This window comes from Lacrimispora sp. YZC11 (genome assembly GCF_057543815.1).
In genome coordinates this window covers 180417-200746 of sequence record NZ_BAAJYQ010000002.1, presented here as the reverse complement: position 1 = coordinate 200746, position 20330 = coordinate 180417, and the positions used below count along the sequence as shown (strand labels likewise).

The 20330-nt window shown below is 45.3% G+C and carries 21 protein-coding genes; 1 reads left to right on the top strand and 20 read right to left on the bottom strand.

The window, feature by feature from the left end:
• Positions 1-58: 58 nt before the first annotated feature.
• The 7 genes from AC27IJ_RS00840 to AC27IJ_RS00810 all read right to left on the bottom strand — a co-directional run bounded on the left by AC27IJ_RS00840 (position 59) and on the right by AC27IJ_RS00810 (position 7302).
• Entirely contained in the window at positions 59-829 is a 771-nt protein-coding gene (locus AC27IJ_RS00840; protein ID WP_312444857.1) for a nucleoside phosphorylase, read from the bottom strand.
• A complete protein-coding gene (locus AC27IJ_RS00835; protein ID WP_312444859.1) occupies positions 816-1754 on the bottom strand; it encodes an ABC transporter permease in 939 nt (312 codons plus the stop codon). Before AC27IJ_RS00835 ends, AC27IJ_RS00840 begins: the two co-directional genes overlap by 14 nt.
• A complete protein-coding gene (locus AC27IJ_RS00830) occupies positions 1747-2835 on the bottom strand; it encodes an ABC transporter permease (RefSeq protein ID WP_312444862.1) in 1089 nt (362 codons plus the stop codon). The genes AC27IJ_RS00835 and AC27IJ_RS00830 overlap by 8 nt, the downstream gene beginning before the upstream one ends.
• Complete coding sequence (locus AC27IJ_RS00825) at positions 2825-4387, bottom strand: ABC transporter ATP-binding protein (protein WP_312502798.1); 1563 nt, start codon at positions 4385-4387, stop codon at positions 2825-2827. The genes AC27IJ_RS00830 and AC27IJ_RS00825 overlap by 11 nt, the downstream gene beginning before the upstream one ends.
• A 106-nt stretch (positions 4388-4493) precedes the next feature.
• Positions 4494-5657 (bottom strand): BMP family ABC transporter substrate-binding protein, encoded by a 1164-nt coding sequence (locus AC27IJ_RS00820; protein ID WP_312444868.1) that lies wholly within the window; start codon positions 5655-5657, stop codon positions 4494-4496.
• Between the two features lie 107 nt (positions 5658-5764).
• Entirely contained in the window at positions 5765-6532 is a 768-nt protein-coding gene (locus tag AC27IJ_RS00815) for a GntR family transcriptional regulator (protein ID WP_313258170.1), read from the bottom strand.
• A 5-nt stretch (positions 6533-6537) separates the two neighbouring features.
• The gene (locus AC27IJ_RS00810) at positions 6538-7302 is read right to left on the bottom strand and encodes a nucleoside phosphorylase (RefSeq protein WP_312444874.1); all 765 of its coding nucleotides are present in this window, start codon (positions 7300-7302) and stop codon (positions 6538-6540) included.
• 530 nt (positions 7303-7832) lie between these two features.
• Here AC27IJ_RS00810 and AC27IJ_RS00805 point away from each other — a divergent pair.
• Complete coding sequence (locus AC27IJ_RS00805; protein WP_312444876.1) at positions 7833-8705, top strand: Cof-type HAD-IIB family hydrolase; 873 nt, start codon at positions 7833-7835, stop codon at positions 8703-8705.
• A gap of 112 nt (positions 8706-8817) precedes the next feature.
• Here AC27IJ_RS00805 and AC27IJ_RS00800 read toward each other — a convergent pair whose 3' ends face one another.
• From AC27IJ_RS00800 to AC27IJ_RS00740, 13 genes are all read right to left on the bottom strand, one after another.
• Entirely contained in the window at positions 8818-10239 is a 1422-nt protein-coding gene (locus AC27IJ_RS00800) for a PTS sugar transporter subunit IIC (RefSeq protein WP_313258166.1), read from the bottom strand.
• Between the two features lie 50 nt (positions 10240-10289).
• A complete protein-coding gene (locus AC27IJ_RS00795; RefSeq protein ID WP_312444879.1) occupies positions 10290-10508 on the bottom strand; it encodes a hypothetical protein in 219 nt (72 codons plus the stop codon).
• Between the two features lie 96 nt (positions 10509-10604).
• Positions 10605-11699 carry a DUF871 domain-containing protein gene (locus AC27IJ_RS00790; RefSeq protein WP_487147261.1) on the bottom strand — a complete coding sequence of 365 codons (1095 nt, stop codon included), beginning with the start codon at positions 11697-11699 and terminating at the stop codon, positions 10605-10607.
• 116 nt (positions 11700-11815) lie between these two features.
• A complete protein-coding gene (locus AC27IJ_RS00785; RefSeq protein WP_312444883.1) occupies positions 11816-12490 on the bottom strand; it encodes a GntR family transcriptional regulator in 675 nt (224 codons plus the stop codon).
• A gap of 20 nt (positions 12491-12510) precedes the next feature.
• On the bottom strand, positions 12511-12963 hold the full coding sequence (locus AC27IJ_RS00780; RefSeq protein WP_312444885.1) for a DUF3284 domain-containing protein: 453 nt from the start codon (positions 12961-12963) through the stop codon (positions 12511-12513).
• A 9-nt stretch (positions 12964-12972) separates the two neighbouring features.
• Complete coding sequence (locus AC27IJ_RS00775) at positions 12973-14364, bottom strand: glycoside hydrolase family 1 protein (protein ID WP_487147260.1); 1392 nt, start codon at positions 14362-14364, stop codon at positions 12973-12975.
• A gap of 13 nt (positions 14365-14377) precedes the next feature.
• Positions 14378-14524, bottom strand: a complete 147-nt coding sequence (locus AC27IJ_RS00770; protein ID WP_312444890.1) for a multidrug transporter — start codon at positions 14522-14524, stop codon at positions 14378-14380.
• Positions 14525-14629: 105 nt separating this feature from the next.
• Positions 14630-16018 carry a PTS sugar transporter subunit IIC gene (locus AC27IJ_RS00765; RefSeq protein ID WP_312444892.1) on the bottom strand — a complete coding sequence of 463 codons (1389 nt, stop codon included), beginning with the start codon at positions 16016-16018 and terminating at the stop codon, positions 14630-14632.
• Positions 16019-16080: 62 nt separating this feature from the next.
• Positions 16081-16386 carry a PTS sugar transporter subunit IIB gene (locus tag AC27IJ_RS00760; protein WP_158417438.1) on the bottom strand — a complete coding sequence of 102 codons (306 nt, stop codon included), beginning with the start codon at positions 16384-16386 and terminating at the stop codon, positions 16081-16083.
• Between the two features lie 206 nt (positions 16387-16592).
• Entirely contained in the window at positions 16593-17927 is a 1335-nt protein-coding gene (locus AC27IJ_RS00755; RefSeq protein ID WP_487147259.1) for a 6-phospho-beta-glucosidase, read from the bottom strand.
• A gap of 91 nt (positions 17928-18018) precedes the next feature.
• The gene (locus AC27IJ_RS00750; protein ID WP_312444897.1) at positions 18019-18351 is read right to left on the bottom strand and encodes a PTS sugar transporter subunit IIA; all 333 of its coding nucleotides are present in this window, start codon (positions 18349-18351) and stop codon (positions 18019-18021) included.
• A gap of 71 nt (positions 18352-18422) precedes the next feature.
• Positions 18423-19466, bottom strand: coding sequence for a M42 family metallopeptidase (locus tag AC27IJ_RS00745; RefSeq protein ID WP_312444899.1), 1044 nt, complete (start codon positions 19464-19466; stop codon positions 18423-18425).
• Positions 19467-19509: 43 nt separating this feature from the next.
• Positions 19510-20262, bottom strand: a complete 753-nt coding sequence (locus AC27IJ_RS00740; RefSeq protein ID WP_487147258.1) for a helix-turn-helix transcriptional regulator — start codon at positions 20260-20262, stop codon at positions 19510-19512.
• Positions 20263-20330: the final 68 nt, after the last annotated feature.

The following is a 20330-nucleotide window of genomic DNA, read 5'->3' as shown; positions in this document are numbered from 1 at the left end:
GTTTTCTCCTGTCTTTTCATATTCATTGCCCATGCTTTCCGGGCAGAGAGGGATACCCTTACCGGTTCTCCCGGTCAAAACGGTAAATCGCCTCTAAAACAACCCGGATCTCATCATCCCATCCGGCTGCCAGACCCGTATTCTCGGTTTCATAGATCACGTCGCCTGTAACAATATTGCCGGATACGGCACTGATCATGGCTCCTCTGACCTTCCGGCGGTGACAGACCGTATAAAGGGCGGAGCTTTCCATCTCAACATTTAAGCAGCCAAGCTTTGATAATTTCCCGATCCATTCCTCTGTTTCACCGTAAAACGCATCATCGCTGGCATTGATTCCATAATAGAGACTGCCGGAAATTTCATCTTTCATATCTTTTGCCGTGTCAATCAGCACTCTTGTCAAGTCAAAATCCGGTACCGCAGGGAAACAATCCGGCACGTAAAATCTGGAGGTTCCTTCATTTTTCATGGAAGCGGTGGAAATCATTAAATCGCCGATTTTGATCCCTTCCTGTAAGGCTGCGCTGCTTCCAATGCGGATAAGGCATTTTGCGCCGATATTGATCAGCTCTTCCGCTGCAATGGCTGCCGACGGGCAGCCCATTCCCGTTGATGTAACAGAAACCTTTACCCCCTTATAGTACCCGGTAAAGGTGCGGTGCTCCCGGTTATTGGCTACCAGCCGGGCATCTTCCAGATACTTTGCCACACGGTCGGAACGGGCCGGATCGCCGGGAAGCAAAACATAGTCGCCGATATCTCCGGGATTCAAATGGATGTGGTACTGTCTTTTACCAAGGGTTTTTTCATCTTTATTTAATGACATTTTGCTGTATCTCCTTATTTTTTTTATTTTTCTGCCGCTGCTTTTGGATGGAGTAAACGGTCAAACCTAAAATGGTCGCCCCATAAGGCAGCATCTGCACAAATTCTGATGGAATCTGCAAAAGCTGCAGGATATTGGAAAGGCCGTCAAAGAAGGAAAATACCATGGAAGAAATTAAGGCTCCCACAGGATTTGCCTGTCCCATGGCGCAGGCCGCAAGTGCGATAAACCCGCGTCCGGCCACCATATCCCTGGTAAACATGGATAAGTAACCCATGGATAAATACATTCCTCCCATTCCTGCCATAACACCGCATAATAAAATAGCCAGAAACCGGATCTTAACTACATTTTGCCCTACGCTGGAAGCTGCACTGGGATTTTCCCCTACGGCCCTCATACGAAGCCCCATTGGAGTACGGTATAAAAAGACTGAGATCACGATCACCATGAGGAAGGCAAAATAGGTGATCACATTGTGGCCGGATAAAATATCTCCAAGTACAGGAATGTCCTTTATAATAGGAATGTTTACTGCTGGAAAGCTATAGCTTTTTAAGGATGAACTGGACCCTTTTTCCCCTGTTGCAAGCTGGAGCACAAAGACCGTAAGCCCGCCGGCTATGGTGTTAACTGCCGTACCGCACAAAACGGCGTTGGCCTTTAGCATCAGATGGAAGTATGCGAAAACCCCGCTTACGATTAAGGCCGCACCAATACCTGCCATAAGCCCCCAAAACAGATTTCCTCCCCATGCACTTCCCAGAACCCCGAACAAAGCTGAAATGAGCATGATCCCATCTAATCCAAGATTGACCACTCCCGTTCTTTCACAGATCACCGCGCCCAAAGAAGTAAGTAATATAGGAGTTGCCACACGAATCCACATAAAAAGGAAATCCACGATAAATGAATAATCAATCATTTACTACATCTCCTTTCATTCCAGTTTCTGCCTTTGCAGCTTCTACGATCATTCTCTGCTTCCATTTCTTAAGCAAAGCCTCGGCCGCGATCATCAGGATCATGACCCCCTGGATGATCTTTACCACCTCACTGCTGACATCGCTGTTTCTGGCCATAATGTTTGCTCCCACATTTAAATACCCCATAAAAAGAGCTGCCAGGGGCACCAGGAGGGGATTATTTCTGGCAAGCAAGGCGACGGCAATGCCGGTCCACCCATATCCCGGACTTGAGGTCCATTTAAAACGGGTATACATGCCCAAAAGTTCCGCGCCTCCGCCCACTCCTGCCAGGGCACCGGCAATTACCTGTGAGGCTACCATGATGCCGGTGACCTTTATCCCCGAGTAGTTTGCAAACTTGGGATTGTTTCCCACAATTCTTAACTTCATTCCAAAGGTTGTACGGAAGAGCAGAAAATAAGTGAGCAGGCAGAGAACAACCGCAAGGATAATTCCGGCGTGGATCCTGGTGCCTCCTATGATTACCGGCAGCAGGGAAGTGTCCAGAAATGCGATGGAGGCAAGGCTTGAACTGCTGATCTCACGGAAATAGTAGCTTACCATATAGATGGCAAAAAACTGGACGATGTAGTTAAGCATCAGTGAGGTAACCACTTCTGAAACCTGCCATTTCATTTTTAACAGCGCAGGAATCAGGGCTACGGCAGCGCCCATGGCTGCCGCTACCAGCAATGCCACTGCGGAATGGATTCCCGGTGGCAGAGGAACAGAGGTCGCAACCATCATTGCACCAAGGGTTCCGATGAAAAAAGCGCCCTCTGCGATCATAGAAAACTGACCTGCTCCGAAGATCAAGATAACGGCCAGCGCCGTAAACATTAACGGGGAAGCTGCCTCCACAATATTGCCGATGCGGCGGAAGGAGGTAAAGGGACCGATAAAAAAGCTGAAAAAAGCATTCATCGGTTCAGAACTGGTTCCTAATACAATTGCCGTGACCAGACCGCAGGACACCAAAATTGCTATCATCAGTTTTGTCATATCCACGATTAAGTGAATCCGTTTATTACTGTCCATGACAAGCCTCCTTTATCTCTGCTTCAGACTGCTTTTCAATACCAAGCATATATTTTCCAAGTTCGAGCTCGCTGATCTTCCCTGCATCCGGGAAATACGCCACAATCTGTCCTTCATGCATGACAATGATGCTGTCGGATAATCCCAGCACTTCATTTAAATCTGAGCTGATGAGCAATACGGATTTTTTGCTGTCTCTCATTTTGATCAGCCGTTTGCGGATGAATTCGGTTGCGCCTACGTCCACGCCCCTGGTAGGCTGGTTGGCAATGATGACCTTGGGATCGCTGGACAGTTCCCGGGCAAGTACTGCCTTTTGGATATTGCCGCCGGAGAGGCTGTCGATCCTGACATCCGGATTTTTGCACAGCACCTGATAATCTTTTGCCATATCAAGCCCGTATTGCTTTATCCTTCGTTTGTCGATGACCCCGTGTTTTGAAAACTTCTTTGAGGAAATTTTATCTGAAAGAGTATTTTCCGTGATGGACAGAGCAGGGGCCACGCCGGTGGTCATGCGGTCCTCCGGAATATGGGAAACAGAAAGTGCCCGGATATCCTTAATATTGCAGCCGGAAATCTCCCTGCCGCACATCTCGATGGAACCGGAATTATACTTTCGGAGCCCTGTCAGAGCTTCCGCCAGCTCAGACTGGCCGTTGCCCTCTACACCTGCAATTCCAAGGATCTCTCCTTCTCTTAAAGATAAGGATAATTTATTTACATAAGTTTTCCCGTTCTCACCGGAAATGCTTAAATCCTTTACCAGGATGGTGGGATCTCCGATCTCCGGCAGCTTTTTCTCTATGTTCAGTATTACATCCCTTCCCACCATAAGGTTTGATATGTCCTGTTCCGTTACATCCTTCATATCATACAGGCCCATGGACCTTCCCTGGCGTATGATGGAAATCCTGTCACAAAGTTCTTTTACTTCGTTCAGCTTATGGGAAATGAAAATTATAGTATAGCCATTGCTCTTAAGCCTCTTTAATTCCTCAAATAATTCGGTGGTTTCCTGGGGGGTCAAGACTGCGGTAGGTTCATCTAAAATCAGGATCCTCGCTCCCCGGAACAATGCTTTTAGTATCTCCACCTTTTGCTTTTGGCCAACTGTCAGCTCTTCGATCCTTGCCCTTGGACTAACCTGCATGTTGAATTTGTCCGCCATCTCTTCTACCTGCCTGTTAGCATTCTTTCTATTGATCAGCAGGCCTTTTCTTGGTTCAACGCCCAGAATGACATTCTCCGCAACCGTAAGCGAGGGAACCAGCATGAAATGCTGGTGTACCATTCCGATTCCCAGGCTGATCGCTGATTGAGGAGAAGTAATGATGGTTTTTTCGCCATTGACGTAGATATCCCCTGAGGTCGGCTGCTCTTCGCCAAAAATGATTTTCATTAAAGTGGATTTACCCGCTCCGTTTTCTCCGGACAAAGCATGGATTTCTCCGGCAAGAACAGAGAAGTTGATCCCCTTATTCGCCATTACGCCATTGGAGTATACTTTAACGATATTTTCCATCCGCAATACTTCTTTTTTCTCTTCCATCCTCTTACTCCTTAAAAATCCTTTTGGAAAGGGCAGCAGCAAAGGCGACCTTATATTATGCTGCTGCCCCATGGATCACCGGTGCCCTATGGTTTCAAAAACAGGCTTATTTCATGCTGTCACGTAATGCGGAGACTTCTTCCGTCGTCATTTTCATAGCGCTTCCTACCGTAATATCACCCTTAATGATCTTGTCCTTTACCGTATCAAGATTCTTCTTGATATCCTCCGGGACGATGGTGTTAAAGTTATCATTCTGAGCCAGACCCACTGCACCGCTGTCAAGGCCAAGAGCATATGTCTTGTCACAGGTCATGGAGTTGTCCAAAAGGCCTTTGACTGCCGTTACCAGGGAATCACCTACATTTTTTAAGGTAGAGGTCAAAATGTTTTTTGCGATGTCAGGATTCGTATCCTTTAACTGGGTATACAGATCCTGGTCACAGGCGATTAAGTATTTGTCAACGTTGCTTGCCGCAGTTGCTGCGCCGAGAATACTTTGAGACGCCGGCGCATATACGATCTGAGCGCCCTGATTGTATAACTGCGTGGTCATTTCAAGACATTTGGGAACATCTTCAAATGAACCCACATAGGAAGGGATCACCTTGATGTTTGGATCTACGTATTTCACGCCTTCCAGATATCCTACCAGGAAGTCATTGATATTTGCCACATCCATGGAACCGATAAAGCCTAAGGTTCTCTTTGAAGCATCGATCTTTGCATCTCCGGAATCAAGCATCTGGGCAGCCAGGACACCGGCTAAAAAAGAGCCCTGATTGGAATTGTATGTAATGCCCATCATATTTCCGTCAGCAACAATCGCCCGGTCCACATCGCTGTCAAAGAATATATACTTTTTGTCAGGATACTGTGCGGCCGTATTTTGCGCCACCTCTTTCACGGACCAGGTACCTGCGATGATGACATCCCAATCCTGTTCGGATACGTCCGTGAAATGTCCTTCATAGCTGGTCTCGTCGCGGCCCATTTCAACCACCTTGATATCGGCTCCCAGTTCATCCCTCATACGGTAAAGGCCGCTTGCCGCAGAGTCATAAAAGCCTTTGTCCCCTAAGTTTCCGTTTACCAAATACACGGCCTTTATCGGTTTTTCCGGAGTCTTCTCCCCGTTTGCTGTATCCGACCCCTCTGTCTGTTCCTGTTTTCCTGCAGTCGTTTGTACGCTGCCATTTGTTTTGCCGCATGCAGTGAGCATGGCGCAGGCAAGTACCCCTGCCAGAATCAATTGAAACGTTTTTTTCATACCTTTCTCCTTTCTGTTGCTTCGTTGCTTGTGTTTGATTTTCAGTATATTTGAAAAGAGCTTTCCGTATTTTTACAAGGCTCTTGGACCGGTCTGCTCTTTTTCAATTACATATGAGACTTTCGTTCCATGGAGAAGCGGTACATGCTTCCGAGAAGCTGGTGCTTGGCATAGCTGAGCTGCTTATCCCCCTCATCCACCAGGATCTCTTCCACTATAATGACCGGCTCATTTTTATTAATTCCTGCAATATAGGAATCCGCATCTGCATTCAGCACATTGAATACGGTCTTGGCATGCTTTGCCAGCCGGTACAGTCCATAAGTGCTGAACTCCCTCATCTTTTCCAAATCATTCATATCCAGCTGGAATCTCTCCATGTATTCCGCATCGAAAATCGTGACCGTGTTTGCCACCTGGCGCCCGTTGGAAAAATAATCTGTGCTGGTGAAAACCATTAAATCTCCCGGCTTTTTATATCCCAGCTCATGAGCAACGTAAACGCCGCAGGGCTGGTACTGGGCGGAAATCTTAATTTCATCAATGGCATCCACGCAATTCTCAATGCACGGGTTAAACAACCACTGGAATCCGTCCTTGTATTGCAGCGCATGTGTTGAAACTACCGCCTGCTTCCCCTGGGTCTTATTTATGTATCCATCCTCTTCTAACTTTCTCATAGCCATTCTGACCGTACCGCGGCTGACCTTCCAGTAATTAGCCAACTTATTTTCACTTGGAACAACATCTCCTGCTTTGATCACGCCTTCCACGATCAAATTAAAAATAATATCATAAATTTTTACGTAGTTCGGAATCACCAGGTTCTCTGAAATATCTTCCTCCAGAAGCGGCAGCTTATTATAGTCCATCATACCAATCACCCCACCAAATCATTTTTTATTACGGCTCTCATCGCCTCAATGCCAACCAGAATCACTCTGTTTTCCAATTCCGTAAGCGGTACCCTGTCCTTTTCCGGGGAATTCTTATAATCTGTGGCACTTACTAAAACGGAAGCTGCCCGTATTCCTAAGCTGGCCGCTACCAGAAACAGGGTGGAGCATTCCATGCTTGTAGAGGTGGCTCCGCCTGCCTCGTATGCACTCCATTTATGAAGGATCTCATCCTTTACCGGCTTTTTCTCCGGCTGTGTCTGACTGTAAAAGGAGGCTTTTGTGATGGTAACTCCCACATTATAGGGCATATTCAGCCGTTGGGAAGCGGCCTCCAGCTCTTTTATCATGGAAAAGTCCGGAACCGCAGGGAATTCCACCGGCAAATAATGATTGCTCACGCCTTCCATCCGGATTGCTCCGTTGGGAATCACAATGTCCCCTGTCTTCACCTTTTCTGAAGTTGAAGCGCCGGAACCGATGCGAAGCATGGTATCCGCACCGCACTGGTAAAGCTCCTCCACGGCAATGGCGGCAGAAGGTCCTCCGATTCCGGTGCTGGTAACTGCCACTCTCGTTCCATCCAGTTCCCCCACAAAGGTTCTGAACTCACGGTTGTATGCAATTTCCCTTGGATTGTCAAAATGTGCGGCTATTTTTTCCGCCCTCTCCGGACTCCCCGGTAAAAAAACATACCTTCCGACATCGCCTTTCGAGATTCCAATATGCATCATTTTCAATTTTTCCATATTCTCCTCCTCTTATATTATTTTTATCGTTTTTAACTTGGCAGCCAAGTTGTTGGCATTAGAATATCACTTGGCAGCCAAGTTGTCAATATGTTTTCTTTCGAAATTTATTTTTTTAAGTGCAAAACATACAAAAACAGACAAATGTCTTTAATTTTAATGGGTATATTTTAGATATATAGAATGATTGTCCTTAGAATAATTGTGCAAATCATTGTATTAATTGGATCAATATCAGAAAAAACATGGCAAACTCCATTATTCAACTTCTGTAGGAGGGACGGGTGTCATCCCCTTGAAGCATACGATACCCGAAACATTTCGCCTCGGTGTCGGGAGAAAATGAAAAGACCTCATTGTTAAAAGTTATATGTGGGGTTTGTAAAAAGGAGGGGAAGAAACCTGATAAAAGATAGGAAAACTGATGAAATTAGGGCTCTCCGGCCCCTCTTCATTGACGAACAGTCAAATTTAGGATAAGCTAAGTATGAGAACAAGAATACATAACCAGACAAAGGAGATTACTTGCTATGAGCATCCGACTGATCGCCTCCGATATGGACGGCACCCTTTTAAACCCTCAGACCAATATCTCAAAAGCCAATGTAGATGCGATCCGCAGACTTGAGCGCGCAGGCATAGAATTTTTAATCTGCAGCGGACGGGATTATCAAGAAGCAAAAGCCGTTATGGATGCTTGTGATATCACTTGCAGCTACATCTGCTTAAGCGGGGCTGCCGTATACAGTCAGGATGGTGAAATACTGAGTGAGATTCCTCTTACTTCCCGGAACCTTGTAGATATAGATCGGATCCTTACAGAGCAGCAGGCAGATATGGATATTCTGACTTCCTTGGGGCGGTATACCACTACTCCAAAAGAGCGTAAATTAAACGAGATATACTCCTTCTTAAAAAAGAAATTCAGCTCTCCTGCTCATATTTCCCAAGAGCTGGAAGCTGCTGTGCAAAACCGGATGGAATCCACGACCTTTATTTCTTCTCTTAAAGAGCTTCCTGAGGATAGCGATGTATTTAAAATATGCAGCAACGGACTTCCTGTCCAAAAGGCTGCAGAATTAAAAGAAATCTTCGCAGACTTTCCGGATCTGGCTGCGGCCTCCTCTTTCCCTGACAATATTGAGCTGACCAATCAGGCTGCCCAGAAAGGGCTGATTCTGAAAGCATACGCAGAACAAAAGGGAATCTCTCTTAAGGATGTGATGGTGATTGGAGACAGCGACAATGATCTGTCCATGTTCACACCGGAATTCGGGTGGACTGTCGCCATGGAAAATGCCATGCCCTGTATCCGGGATGCAGCAAAATATCATACCAAATCCAATACAGAGGATGGGGTTGCCTGGGCTATTCGCAGACTTGTGTTTCAGGAAAATAGTTGAAGTACTTAAATTAAGAAATAGGGCATTCCTACTGGTCTTTGATGATAAATTTCAAAAACGGCGCACACCTGAATCATATCAGATGTACGCCGTATTTCTCATCAACAGATTTTCAGTTATCTGATGGAGAGTCTACTCCATTTGCAGCAATAATAAATGGCGCCCATATTGCAAAGGCAACAGCCATATTGACAGCAGTAAGCACCAGCGAACGCCAGTCGCCTGCTGTAGCGAGGAATCCGCTCAAGAATACAGGCATCACCCATGGAACACTGATAACCACCGGGCTTACCAGACCCCAGATCGTTGCAAAATATGAAATGGTTGCTGTTGCAAGCGGAGCCAAAATAAACGGCACAATCAGCAGAGGATTAAGAACTACAGGTATACCAAACATGATTGGTTCGTTAATATTAAATAATCCCGGTCCCAGACCTAACTTGCCCACCATTTTATAATCTGCACGTTTTGACAGGATTAAAATAGAAACAATAAGAGCAATTGTAACACCTGCACCACCAGGCCACACAAATGCCTCGAAAGAACCTGAAACCCATTTATAAGGAATCTCAGCGCCAGACTCGTAAGCAGCTAAATTTTGCAGTTGAGCAACACCATAAGTACTATTCAAAACAGCACCCATTATATTTGTGCCATGTAATCCGAAAAACCACAATAAGTGCACTAGCAATACAATGATAAATACCGAACCATAGCCCTGTGATATGCCCAGCAATGGCTGTTGTATATGTTCTGTAATCCAGTCACTGACAGGTTGAGTCCCTAATGCCCAGCTTTGTTTCAGCACGAAATAGATGATAGCCGATCCATAAAGTGATAAAACACCTGGTATGATGGCAGAAAAAGCACGAGACACTGCAGGCGGAACAGATTCAGGAAGTTTTATTGTAATATTTTTCTTCATCAGCTTCGCAAAAATTATTACCGATAAAAAAGAGAACAATATAACAGTAAACATTCCCGTTGCTCCAAAGTAACCTGAAAAGTTAAAAAATCCCCAGGCACTGCCTGTAACTGTTATGGTGGACACACCATCGGCTGTAGCGATTGTTGCTCCTGAAGCCTGAATCATGTCTGCAATATTAGCAGGCAGCACATCACTCAAAGTAAGGGTGGTGGAAGTACTGGCGCTTTGAGGCAATCCCATAAGATATGCCGCAAGTGAAACACTAGCGCCGGCTACCTTGTTTACATCATAGGATTTTGCTATCGTATAACCCAGGGTAATTGAAAGCATGATGCCCATAACCGCCAGCGTTCCCCCCCAGACAATCCCGTTTAAAGAAATAATCCATGCAACAAGTGGAAAAGTAGTGACCCCGTTACCGGTGCCCAGATATGTATTTGGTATATCGCGCAAAAGCGCATTTAAAAGAACGGCCATGGAACCAGCCATAGTCAGGGGCATCAAATTGATGAATGCATCTCTAAGAGCCAGTAAATGCTTTTGAGAACCTATTACGACAGCTACAGGTAAAAATTTTCTTTCTATAAAATTTACAATTGTATTCATGAAAGTCCTCCTGCTATCTATAATTTTTTAATCAACAGGTTTCATAACCACTATACAGCCTGTGCTTGAAAATAAAGAACCTTGCCCCAAGTTGTATTTTTAATTAATTCCTTTGCTTTTATTGCAGCATCCGCCGGATTACCGGTAACTTCAAAAAAGAGTTTTATGCCCTCTTTTTTGCTGAAAGTAAATGTTACATCACCTTCCCTGTAATTAGATAATAGTTCTTTAATATTATCCTGCTGCATGGGACTGGAAATGGTAATCATATAAACCTCCTTTTAGTTATGAAGTAACTATGTTTAATATCTCTCTCCAGAGACCGTGAAAAGGCTGTCGTTATATGCCTGCATGAATCATGCAAATCATACTTCTGTAAAACCAAACAATTTCCAGGGTTTAATGTAATCAAGCAGTACCAGTTCATAATCAGGTACATGGCCGATCACATTCTTTCTTCCGTCATTAGGCATATCCTTTAAAACAACATGCAGCTCTCCCTTATAACGGGAATAACCGTCATTTAAAATCACAACATCCCCCCGTTTTAAATCCCGGGTATTGGCAGGATGAATAGACTTGTCAGCAAAGACTACTCTCGGCCAGGTGGACCGTATCATATATTCGCTGATATCGCCTCTGATGGCATGCTGCCGGTCAAAGTAAAGAATCTCCCGCTCTGTTTCCGTCAATTCTTTTTCCAGGCAAAGACCAAACATCAGCTTTCCAGGTGTCACTGAGGCACAGGCCTTTAACTCCTCTTCTGAAGCATAGGCATTGGCGATGATCACATCATCTACCATACGGGTTGCAAGCAGATGCCGTACCTGTGCATCCACAGGCAGGCCCCGGTGCATCTCCAGAGTACACAATCCCTCATTCACAGGCCAGGGGCCAAAGGTATTCTCATTGTTGCTGGATACAAAGGCCGCAACCTTAAGGCCGTGCTTTTTCATTTCCCGGTTACAGTAATCAAAATGCTCCAGACTGATTCCCGTATATTTCTGAGGATAAAAGTTGTGGCAGGTAATGATCCTTTCCGGCACCGGATGATGATTCATTATATTTGACACATAGCTTGGATCGGTGCTGGCGTTCAGCTCGATCTTCATTCCCTCGTTGTTATAGCTCATAGCAGCTTCCTTCATACCGTCAAAGCCTACATCCAGCCGGATCCCGTCTGCATGCAGTTCTTTAAAGGGAGCCAGATTGTCATAGGAAGCCCCCAGTGCTTCAAAAGCAGGAGGCGCCACGTCCAGTATTACTTCCATACCGGATTCATGGGCTGTATCAATCATATCCCGAAATTCATTGATCATCTCATCTTTGTTTTTATTCCCCACGCTCAACAAGCAGGTGAAAATCCGCTGAAACCCGTATTTACCGGCCAGCCGGATATATTCCTTATCCCGTTCCGGAGTGGAATGCTCCGGATAGAGGGAGATACCAAGTCTTCCCATAATTAAACACCTTTCCACTTTCCTGCCCAGCTTTTTGGGCATAATGGTATACCCGCAGGGTATTTCCTCTTTCCTGCCTATTTTTTGCGGATTATGGTATACTGCGGGTATTTCAACTATGTGGTTATCTCAATTATTTTTTCAATTGGGTTGTTAAATTCTCTGATATACACGACCGGGCTGCCGCTTTTGCTTACAATGGTGCTCTCAACCATAATAATCGGAGTATTCAGCTTTACGTGAAGCAGATTAATATATTTTACAGGCACTATAATAGGAAGAAACTTCTGTGTAACCGATCCATCGTCAATGTATCCTTTCAGATCCAAAAGCTTATTTAAGTTGTTGTAATCATTGTCATTGATCAGGCTTTGGATCAAATAGATTTCTTCAACACTTACAGGCTTTCCATTCTTCCGGTTTAAGCGCACGATCCGGATCATCCGGTCTTCAGATCCGATTTCCAGACAGGAAGCGACCTTCTCATCGGAAAAGCAGGAACTGAAATAGATCACATTGTAATCATAGGTATCATCCATGGGCTTATTTAAAGTCTCTGCAGACGTATTTTTTTTCATAAGCCTTTGGTCTGCAACAAAAGTTCCTTTATTTTTATCTCTATATAATACTCCCTCTTCCACCAGTTCATTTAAAGCGTTGCGCACGGTCATACGGCTGGCATTATACCGACCGGCCAGTTCCCGTTCTGATGCAATAGGGGTATTGACAGACGCGTCCTTAATTTCTTCCATAAGGTCCTGTTTTATTTTTTGATATTTCGGAGCCCCCATTGTATCACCTCTTATCACCTTTAATTCTCTTTTGCCCTTTGTCCCTTAATGAAGCTTTCCATGGATGAAAGCATCCTGGAAACCCTCTTTTTGGAACCTTTTTGATAAAACCAGGAGACAATTTTATAGTTTAAGGAGTAGGAAGTACTCTCCCCCTCAAATCCCTCCCTGTAGTGTACCATACTGTTTCCGTCTTTACTATCTTCGATCTCGTAAGAAATAACATTTGTCCCATGGGAGGTGCGGAAACTTGCCTCATAGCAGCTGGGAGAGACAAACTGCTTGATCACCACATCAACATGGTTTTCCTGTCCCATTTTATTTTTCATCTTCTTTTTATAGCGAAAACCGGAATAAATCTGGTCTGGATTTACCTTTTTCCCTGTGGCCTGGCTGATATCATAGGCAACCGAAGACGCCAGGGCATTGAAGAATTCCTTTGCCTCTACATTCAGTTTTTGACTTACTTCCATATGTCTCTCCTATTTGCCCGTTTCAAAACCGTTGTTTTTAAGCAGCTCCTGATACCAATAACCCGACTTTTTTATGGTCCGTTTCTGGGTTTCCAAATCCAGCTCCACAAGCCCGTAACGGTTCTTATAAGCATTGAGCCATGACCAGCAGTCCACAAAGGTCCACACATGATATCCAATGCAATTGCTTCCTTCTGCTATCCCCTTATGAAGCCAGGTCAAATGCTCCTCATAGAACTCAATACGGTAATCATCATGTATCATACCGTCTGTCTTAAAACGTCCCTCATTTTCCACGCCCATGCCATTTTCTGTGACCATCCATTCAATGTTCCCGTAGTTGTCACGGATATTGACAGCAATGTCATATAAGCCTCTGGGATAGATTTCCCAGCCCCTGTATGGGTTCATCCGTTTGCCAGGCATATCATAGATATCAAAATAATATTCCGGCGTAAACGGAGCTGCCGGATTGGGAATACTGGCCTTTGCGCAGACACGGAACGGATGATAGTAGTTTACTCCCAGAAAATCCACCGTATTTTGACGGATGATCTCCAAGTCCTCCTTAGAAGCCTCCGGCAGCAATCCGTGCTTTTCTATGAGAGCAACCAGTTCCGGATCATAAGTTCCCTTAACGGCAGGATCCAGAAAACTCTTATTCTGGAACAGCTCGGCAATCTTTGCCGCCTTCTCATCCTCTGGATGGGAGCTTCTGGGATAAGCCGGGGTCAGGTTTAAGACAATCCCGATCTTTCCTCCCTGCTTCATGCTGTAATATTCCTTCACCGCGAAAGCACTGGCAAGGGCTGTATGATAAGCAACCGAAACAGCCGCTTTGGGATCCACCTTGCAGGGATAGTGATAGCCTTGCAGATATCCGCATTCCACATGGACGATGGGCTCATTAAAGGTAAACCAGTGTTTCACTAAATCTCCGAATAAGTTAAAGCAGGTCCAGGCATATTCCTTATAATAATCTACGACCTTTCTGTTTTCCCAGCCTCCCAGCTCCTGCAGCTTTACCGGCATGTCAAAATGGTACAGATTAACAAATGGTTCGATCCCGTTTTCCCTTAATTCCAGAAACAGGCTGCGGTAAAAATCAGCCGCTTTTTCGTTCACCTCTCCAAACCCCTCCGGAAACAGGCGGGACCAGCTGATGGATGTCCGGAAAGAATTATGGCCCGTCTGCTTCATCAGCTGAATATCTTCTTTATAATTCTGGTAGAAGGAAGAGGTAATGCCCGGGCCAATGGCTCCATGAAATTTATAGCCTTCTTCCTCATACCACAAATCCCAGATATTTTTCCCTCTCCCGTCATTATCTACGCCTCCCTCACACTGGGTGGCGCTGGTTGCACTTCCAAAGTAAAACCCTTCCGGAAACTCAAGTTTCATATCTCATACCCCCTTATTTCCTTTTCTTTATCAGCATGACTGCACCCAACAGTACAAATACCAGACCAACGGTCATATACATGGCAGGGGCTGGAAGCTGGGGTGATACAGTGATGAACAGGCAGCCTATGGCGATTAAAAATATGGTCCAGCTTTTCACGGAGCTCTCCCCCTTCTTTCTCTGCTAAACTTAAGAACTGCCAAATCAGTTCTGTCAGGACATCCCCTGTGAACTGGTCTGGCAGCTCCTTCTTAATCTATGTTACTATTCGCTTTTCATCTTATTTGCCATCATTACAAATGGTGTCCAGATGGCAAAAGATATAAACAGATTAAACAATGATACAAGTGCTGCCATAAAGCTTCCGCCTGTTGCAAGGAAGGCATAGATGCCTGCAGGCATTACCCAGGGTACAGCTACGAAAACCGGAGGGATCAGGCCTATGGCAGTTGCGCCGTATGCGATGGTCGCACATACCGGAGGAACGATCAGCCATGGAATCAAATACACCGGGTTCAATACGATAGGCATACCGAAGATGATCGGCTCATTGATATTAAATACACCCATGGGCCAGGATAACTTTGCAATGGCTTTCTGGTCATCCCTCTTAGAAAACAGGAAGATTGCGATAATAAGGCCTAAGGTAATTCCGGAACCGCCCATCTGGCAGTAGGCATCAAAGGAACCGCGGGTCCATAAGTATGGAAGATTCGCAGTGCTCTGGCTGGTGGTAAATGCCTCAATGTTCTGGTTTAATGCCGTTAAATAAATACCGTCCATGATAGGAGCCAGTACGTTGTGTCCATGGAGACCAAAGAACCATAACAGCTGGATTAAGAATACCATGAAGATTACGCTGAAGAAGCCCTGTGACAAACTGAGGAGCGGTCTCTGGATATATCTGAGAACCATATCATTAATGGTGGAGCCTGTTGCGGTTATGCAGATCTGGGTCAAGATACCTGCAACATAAATGGCGATTACACCTGGAACAATTGCTGCAAATGCTTTGCTTACTGCTGGCGGTACAGAATCCGGAAGGTTGATGGTAACCTTCTTCTGCATCAGCTTTATGTAAATCATGGTACAGATAAAGCCCATAATCAGTGCGGTAAACAGACCACCGGAACCGGTGTATCCGGAACCTAAGTATCCCCAGCCGCTGACTCCGTTTAATGCAACACCGCCGCCTGGTGTAGCAGCTACATTAAGTCCAAGACCTTTCAGCTGGTCGGCAGCTGCCGCTGCAACACCTGGAAGCTCATAGTCGAAGGTAGCGCTTTGTCCCATACAGGTGACTAAGCTTGCAAATGCGATGACTCCTCCTGCAATGGCGTTTACATCGTAGGTTTTTGAAAGATTGTAGCCCAGAGCAAAAACAAATGCCAGAGCAAGAATTACGATAGAGCCAAAATATACGTTGCCATTAACACTGATGATCGGAGACATGGCCTGGACAAAACCAGTCATACCTGCCTGATTTGGAAGGTCTCTTAAAAATACATTAAGTAAAACTGCTATGGAACCAACCATGGTAATTGGCATGATGGCAATAAAGGCATCACGAATGGCAACCAGATGTTTCTGGGAACCAATTCTAGCTGCGATTGGCATAAATTTTGCTTCCATGAATGAATTAAATGCACCCATAACTTTTTCTCCCTCTTTTATCCTCCCCTAAACCATTGGAACGGGGAGCTTCTTTTTCATACTTACCCGTTTAACTTCCCCAGCGCCTGATCCAGTACCTTGGCGCCATTCATTGTGCCGTAAGCCATCATATCGATGACAAGCACAGGTTTCTCATTTTTCACTCTCTCGTTCATCTTCTTCTCAAGATAACGAACCTGAGGCCCCAATAAAATAATATCTGCCTTTTTCACTTCATCAATAGATTCAGCATCTCCCACCGCCCAAATGGTGGCCTCCACGCCTTTTTCTGATGCTGCATCCTGCATTTTTTTTACAAGCATGCTTGTAGACATTCCTGCTGAGCAAACTAATAAAATATGATACATCCTCGCACCCCTTTCTGTGGTCTAGACCACTTCTTCTTACCCATATGATACTATATCATATGCAAAAACACAAGCAAATTCTAAAATAAAAATAAACTTTTTATTTAATAATTAATAATTTCTCCTTCAACCATACATTTTATTCGTTATAACGCCATAAAAAAAGCTGTGAAACAGACTTTTTCAGTCAATTTCACAGCTTTTTCCTATTCTTGCCTTTCGTTTTTAAAGAATTGAGGGAGGTATTCTTTATGGGCCTCCAGCAATTCATGAATGACAGCATTGGCATCGTGATCGCTTGCGCAAAGAGGATTCATGTTCAGAGCCGTCACTGCCAAATCCCGGTTTCCGGTGACCGCCGCTTCGCAGACCAGGCGCTCAAAGGTCTTGATGGTTTGAATGGTCCCGTTAATCTGGGGCTTTAACTCGCCTACGGCAATGGGCTTTGGACCGCCGCTTGTGATGATGCAGGCGGCTTCTACCGCACTGTCTGCCGGGAGGTTTGTGATCGTCCCGTTGTTCCGTACATCTACATACTGGATATCACCGGTATTGTTGTGCAGGGAGCAGATTAAGTTGCAGGCAGCATCGCTGTATCTGGCGCCGCCTCTCATCTCCAGCTGCTTTGGTTTTACATCCAGGTTCTCATCCTTGTACAGCTCAAACAGTTCCTCCTCTACCTTTTTCACCACTTCGCCCCGGACCCGGCCTTCCTTGTATTCCTTTAACTCCTCTTCCAGCTGTTCTTTGGTAAAGTAATAATAGTTGTGATAGGGGCAGGGGATGCAGTGAAGTCCCCGGATAAACTCCGGTGAAAACGGCAGGGTGGAAAAGTTCTTCATGGAAATAGCATCTTCTGCGCTGATGTGCTGATAGATTTCCAGAATCTCTTCCAGCCTTGACTGTCCATCCACAAATACATCGGTTGCAAAAATATGGTGGTTTAAGCCGGACAGCTCCATCGTCACCCGCTCCGGCTCCACATCTAAGAGTCTGGCAAAACCATTTACCATATTGACCGGCACATTGCAAAGACCGATCACCTTTTTATAATCCGTATATCTTAACACAGCCTCTGTGATCATTCCCGCAGGATTGGTGAAGTTGATCATCCATGCCTCCGGGCAAAGTTCTTTCATGTCCTTTACAATATCCAGAATTACCGGAATGGTTCGGAATGCCTTGAACATGCCTGCCGCTCCGTTAGTTTCCTGACCGATCATGCCGTGGCTTAAGGGGATCCGTTCATCCTTAATTCTGGCATCCAATAGCCCCACTCTCATCTGAGTCGTCACATAATCCGCATCTTTTAAAGCTTCCCGCCTGTCATAAGACAGAATCACCTTCATGGGAAGTCCAGCTTTTTTTACCATGCGCTGCGCAAGGGCGCCTACGGTCTCCAGCTTTTCCCTTCCCTCTTCAATATCCACCAGCCAAAGCTCTCTTACGGGCAGTTTTTCATAACGTTTGATAAACCCTTCCACCAGCTCCGGCGTATAAGAGGAGCCGCCCCCGATGGTAACGATTTTGATCCCTTCCATAATGTCTCTCCTTTTCCTGGATTGTAATAAGCCTTCTTACTCCTGAGATTTTGTCAGTGTGCAAGAAGGCTGTTTTTCGGCAAACGCTTATTTACTTTTCAATGGCATCCTTTAAATCCTTGATCATACGGTAAAGGTTTAAAACCTCCGCTGCCTGATCCTTTGCCATCATGGCCATGGTTAAATGATCCTGGGCATGTACCAAAATGATGTTTACATCAATAGGATTCCCCTGGGCTTCCTGCTGGATCAAATCAATCTGGGACTGATGGGCGGACCTCATCTCAAGCTCCGCCTCTTTTATATATTTTTCCGCTTCCTCAAAGTTAAATTCTCTGGCAGACTCCATCGCCATCATGGAAAGCGATTTTGAATTTCCTGCGTTCATAATGAGCTGAAATGCTACAGCATAATTCTCATCCATGGTATACTCCTCCCCTATTTCAAATTTTTCTATATACTAGCACAAGCATCTTTTTTTTGCAAGAGAATTTCTTAAAGCCTGTCGGAAAATGGAAGGCCAATATACCCTTCAATCAGCTTTAAGGTCTGTTCCAAGCCTTTCTCATGGGTCCGTTCGGTCCCATGGGAAGCGTGGACTCCCGGGCCGATCAACGCCCCGCGGATGTCATGTCCGCCCCTAATGGCGCTTCCTACATCAGAGCCGTAGTGAGGGAATACATCCACCGCAAAATCCAGCCCCCTCTCCTTTGCAACGGCAATGAGGCGGTTTGTCATTTCATAGTCATAAGGCCCGGTGGAATCCTGGGCGCAGATGGATACCTTTTTTTCATCTCCGGTTAAGTCATCCCCCAAAGCCCCCATGTCCACGGCAATAAACTCCTCTATATCCTCCGGAATCCAGCTTGCACCATATCCCACCTCTTCGTAATTGCTGATCACGATTTTAAGGGTCTTTTCCGGCTTATGCCCGGAATCCCATAAATCCTTTAATACTCCCATAAGGACTGCCACAGAAGCCTTGTCATCTAAGTGGCGGGATTTGATAAATCCGTTTTCCGTATGGACGAACATGGGGTCAAAGCTGATGTAATCCCCAGGGGATATTTCAAGCTTCTTTACATCATCGGCGTTTTCTACCAACTCGTCCAGGCGTATCTCCATATTTTTTGCCTTCCTCTCCAGGGTTTTGGCATTGTCATAGGTGTGGACGGATGGCTCTTTTGTGAGAATAGTCCCGGTGTAGGTTTTACCGGTTCTGGTGTGTATTTTGCAGTACATGCCTTCAATGGTCTCCATCATGAAACCTCCCACCGGCACAAGGGTGAGCATCCCTGAATCAGTGATGGAACGGACCATGGCACCTAAGGTATCCACATGGGCGGATAGGCCTAAAACCTCCTGTTTCTCCCCTGGAACCTTAATGATGAGACCGCCTTTCTTGTTAAAAACGGAAGAATATCCGAATTTTGCGGCCTCTTCCTGTATCGCTTTCATTACTTCCCTGGTGTAGCCGCTGGGGCTTGGAATATTTACGATCTTTTCCAGAATTGATGTGACATATGACATTGTCTCCATGGTGATCTACCTTCTTCTTTCTTTTTTTCTTTTTGTGCTCTTTTTAATGTAAATGTAAATTCCTGTATTGGCTGGGAGTGCATCCATAGCTTCGTAAAAACAGCTTGGAGTAATAGCTGAGATGATTAAAACCACAGGCAATCGCAACTTGGGTAATGCTGTCGGCAGTGTCTTTTAGAAGGACGCGGCTGACCTCCAGCCTATAGGAATTTAAAAAATCAATGGGGGACTGCTGCAGATATCGTTTGAAAATAATGCAGCATTTGCTCCGGCATATGCTGCCGGATGCCGCAATATCAGACAAGGACAGCTTTTCCCCATAATGCTGGTGAACAAAAGATACCATATCCTTCTGGACCGATAGATCCGAGCCACCCTGGCCGACGTTTTCAGGGAATATGGCTTCGCAGCGCTCACAGAGCCGTTTCCATAACGCGAGCATGATCCCTATCACCTCTATCTCGTAGGCAACGGCCGCCTGCACCTTTAAAAAATAAATATGATCAAGCAGGGCTGACGTATCTCTTCCATCGCTGCTAGAACCGTCAAAAAAAATATATTCCATGCCTTGATTTTCCATAATCGGTGCTATGTATTTTTGGAAAATCAGTTTATTTCCGGTAAATAACTGGGGGTGGAACAGAATGCGGATGAATTCTAAGTCCTCATGCCAGTGGCAAAGGGCCTTCCAATCCGGATAATCCGACAACTTATCCCTTTGGATATAGAGCGGAATCCCCATCTGGTCATAACGGAAGATTTCAGAGGCATCCTGCATGACATTGGTATCTATCATCAAATTTCCTCACCTTCTCTAAATACGATTGTTATAATAAATAAAAATAATTGTGTTAGATAAGTGGG

Bases quoted from the DNA above. Each gene is read 5' to 3' on its own strand.
- AC27IJ_RS00775 (WP_487147260.1), bottom strand. From the start codon at position 14,364: ATGAAACTTGAGTTTCCGGAAGGGTTTTACTTTGGAAGTGCAACCAGC.
- AC27IJ_RS00790 (WP_487147261.1), bottom strand. From the start codon at position 11,699: ATGGGAAGACTTGGTATCTCCCTCTATCCGGAGCATTCCACTCCGGAA.
- AC27IJ_RS00805 (WP_312444876.1), top strand. From the start codon at position 7,833: ATGAGCATCCGACTGATCGCCTCCGATATGGACGGCACCCTTTTAAAC.
- AC27IJ_RS00835 (WP_312444859.1), bottom strand. From the start codon at position 1,754: ATGATTGATTATTCATTTATCGTGGATTTCCTTTTTATGTGGATTCGT.
- AC27IJ_RS00755 (WP_487147259.1), bottom strand. From the start codon at position 17,927: ATGGAAGGGATCAAAATCGTTACCATCGGGGGCGGCTCCTCTTATACG.
- AC27IJ_RS00750 (WP_312444897.1), bottom strand. From the start codon at position 18,351: ATGGATGAGAATTATGCTGTAGCATTTCAGCTCATTATGAACGCAGGA.
- AC27IJ_RS00795 (WP_312444879.1), bottom strand. From the start codon at position 10,508: ATGATTACCATTTCCAGTCCCATGCAGCAGGATAATATTAAAGAACTA.
- AC27IJ_RS00800 (WP_313258166.1), bottom strand. From the start codon at position 10,239: ATGAATACAATTGTAAATTTTATAGAAAGAAAATTTTTACCTGTAGCT.
- AC27IJ_RS00815 (WP_313258170.1), bottom strand. From the start codon at position 6,532: ATGATGGACTATAATAAGCTGCCGCTTCTGGAGGAAGATATTTCAGAG.
- AC27IJ_RS00810 (WP_312444874.1), bottom strand. From the start codon at position 7,302: ATGGAAAAATTGAAAATGATGCATATTGGAATCTCGAAAGGCGATGTC.
- AC27IJ_RS00765 (WP_312444892.1), bottom strand. From the start codon at position 16,018: ATGGGTGCATTTAATTCATTCATGGAAGCAAAATTTATGCCAATCGCA.
- AC27IJ_RS00740 (WP_487147258.1), bottom strand. From the start codon at position 20,262: ATGATAGATACCAATGTCATGCAGGATGCCTCTGAAATCTTCCGTTAT.
- AC27IJ_RS00830 (WP_312444862.1), bottom strand. From the start codon at position 2,835: ATGGACAGTAATAAACGGATTCACTTAATCGTGGATATGACAAAACTG.
- AC27IJ_RS00760 (WP_158417438.1), bottom strand. From the start codon at position 16,386: ATGTATCATATTTTATTAGTTTGCTCAGCAGGAATGTCTACAAGCATG.
- AC27IJ_RS00780 (WP_312444885.1), bottom strand. From the start codon at position 12,963: ATGGAAGTAAGTCAAAAACTGAATGTAGAGGCAAAGGAATTCTTCAAT.
- AC27IJ_RS00785 (WP_312444883.1), bottom strand. From the start codon at position 12,490: ATGGGGGCTCCGAAATATCAAAAAATAAAACAGGACCTTATGGAAGAA.
- AC27IJ_RS00825 (WP_312502798.1), bottom strand. From the start codon at position 4,387: ATGGAAGAGAAAAAAGAAGTATTGCGGATGGAAAATATCGTTAAAGTA.
- AC27IJ_RS00820 (WP_312444868.1), bottom strand. From the start codon at position 5,657: ATGAAAAAAACGTTTCAATTGATTCTGGCAGGGGTACTTGCCTGCGCC.
- AC27IJ_RS00840 (WP_312444857.1), bottom strand. From the start codon at position 829: ATGTCATTAAATAAAGATGAAAAAACCCTTGGTAAAAGACAGTACCAC.
- AC27IJ_RS00745 (WP_312444899.1), bottom strand. From the start codon at position 19,466: ATGGAGACAATGTCATATGTCACATCAATTCTGGAAAAGATCGTAAAT.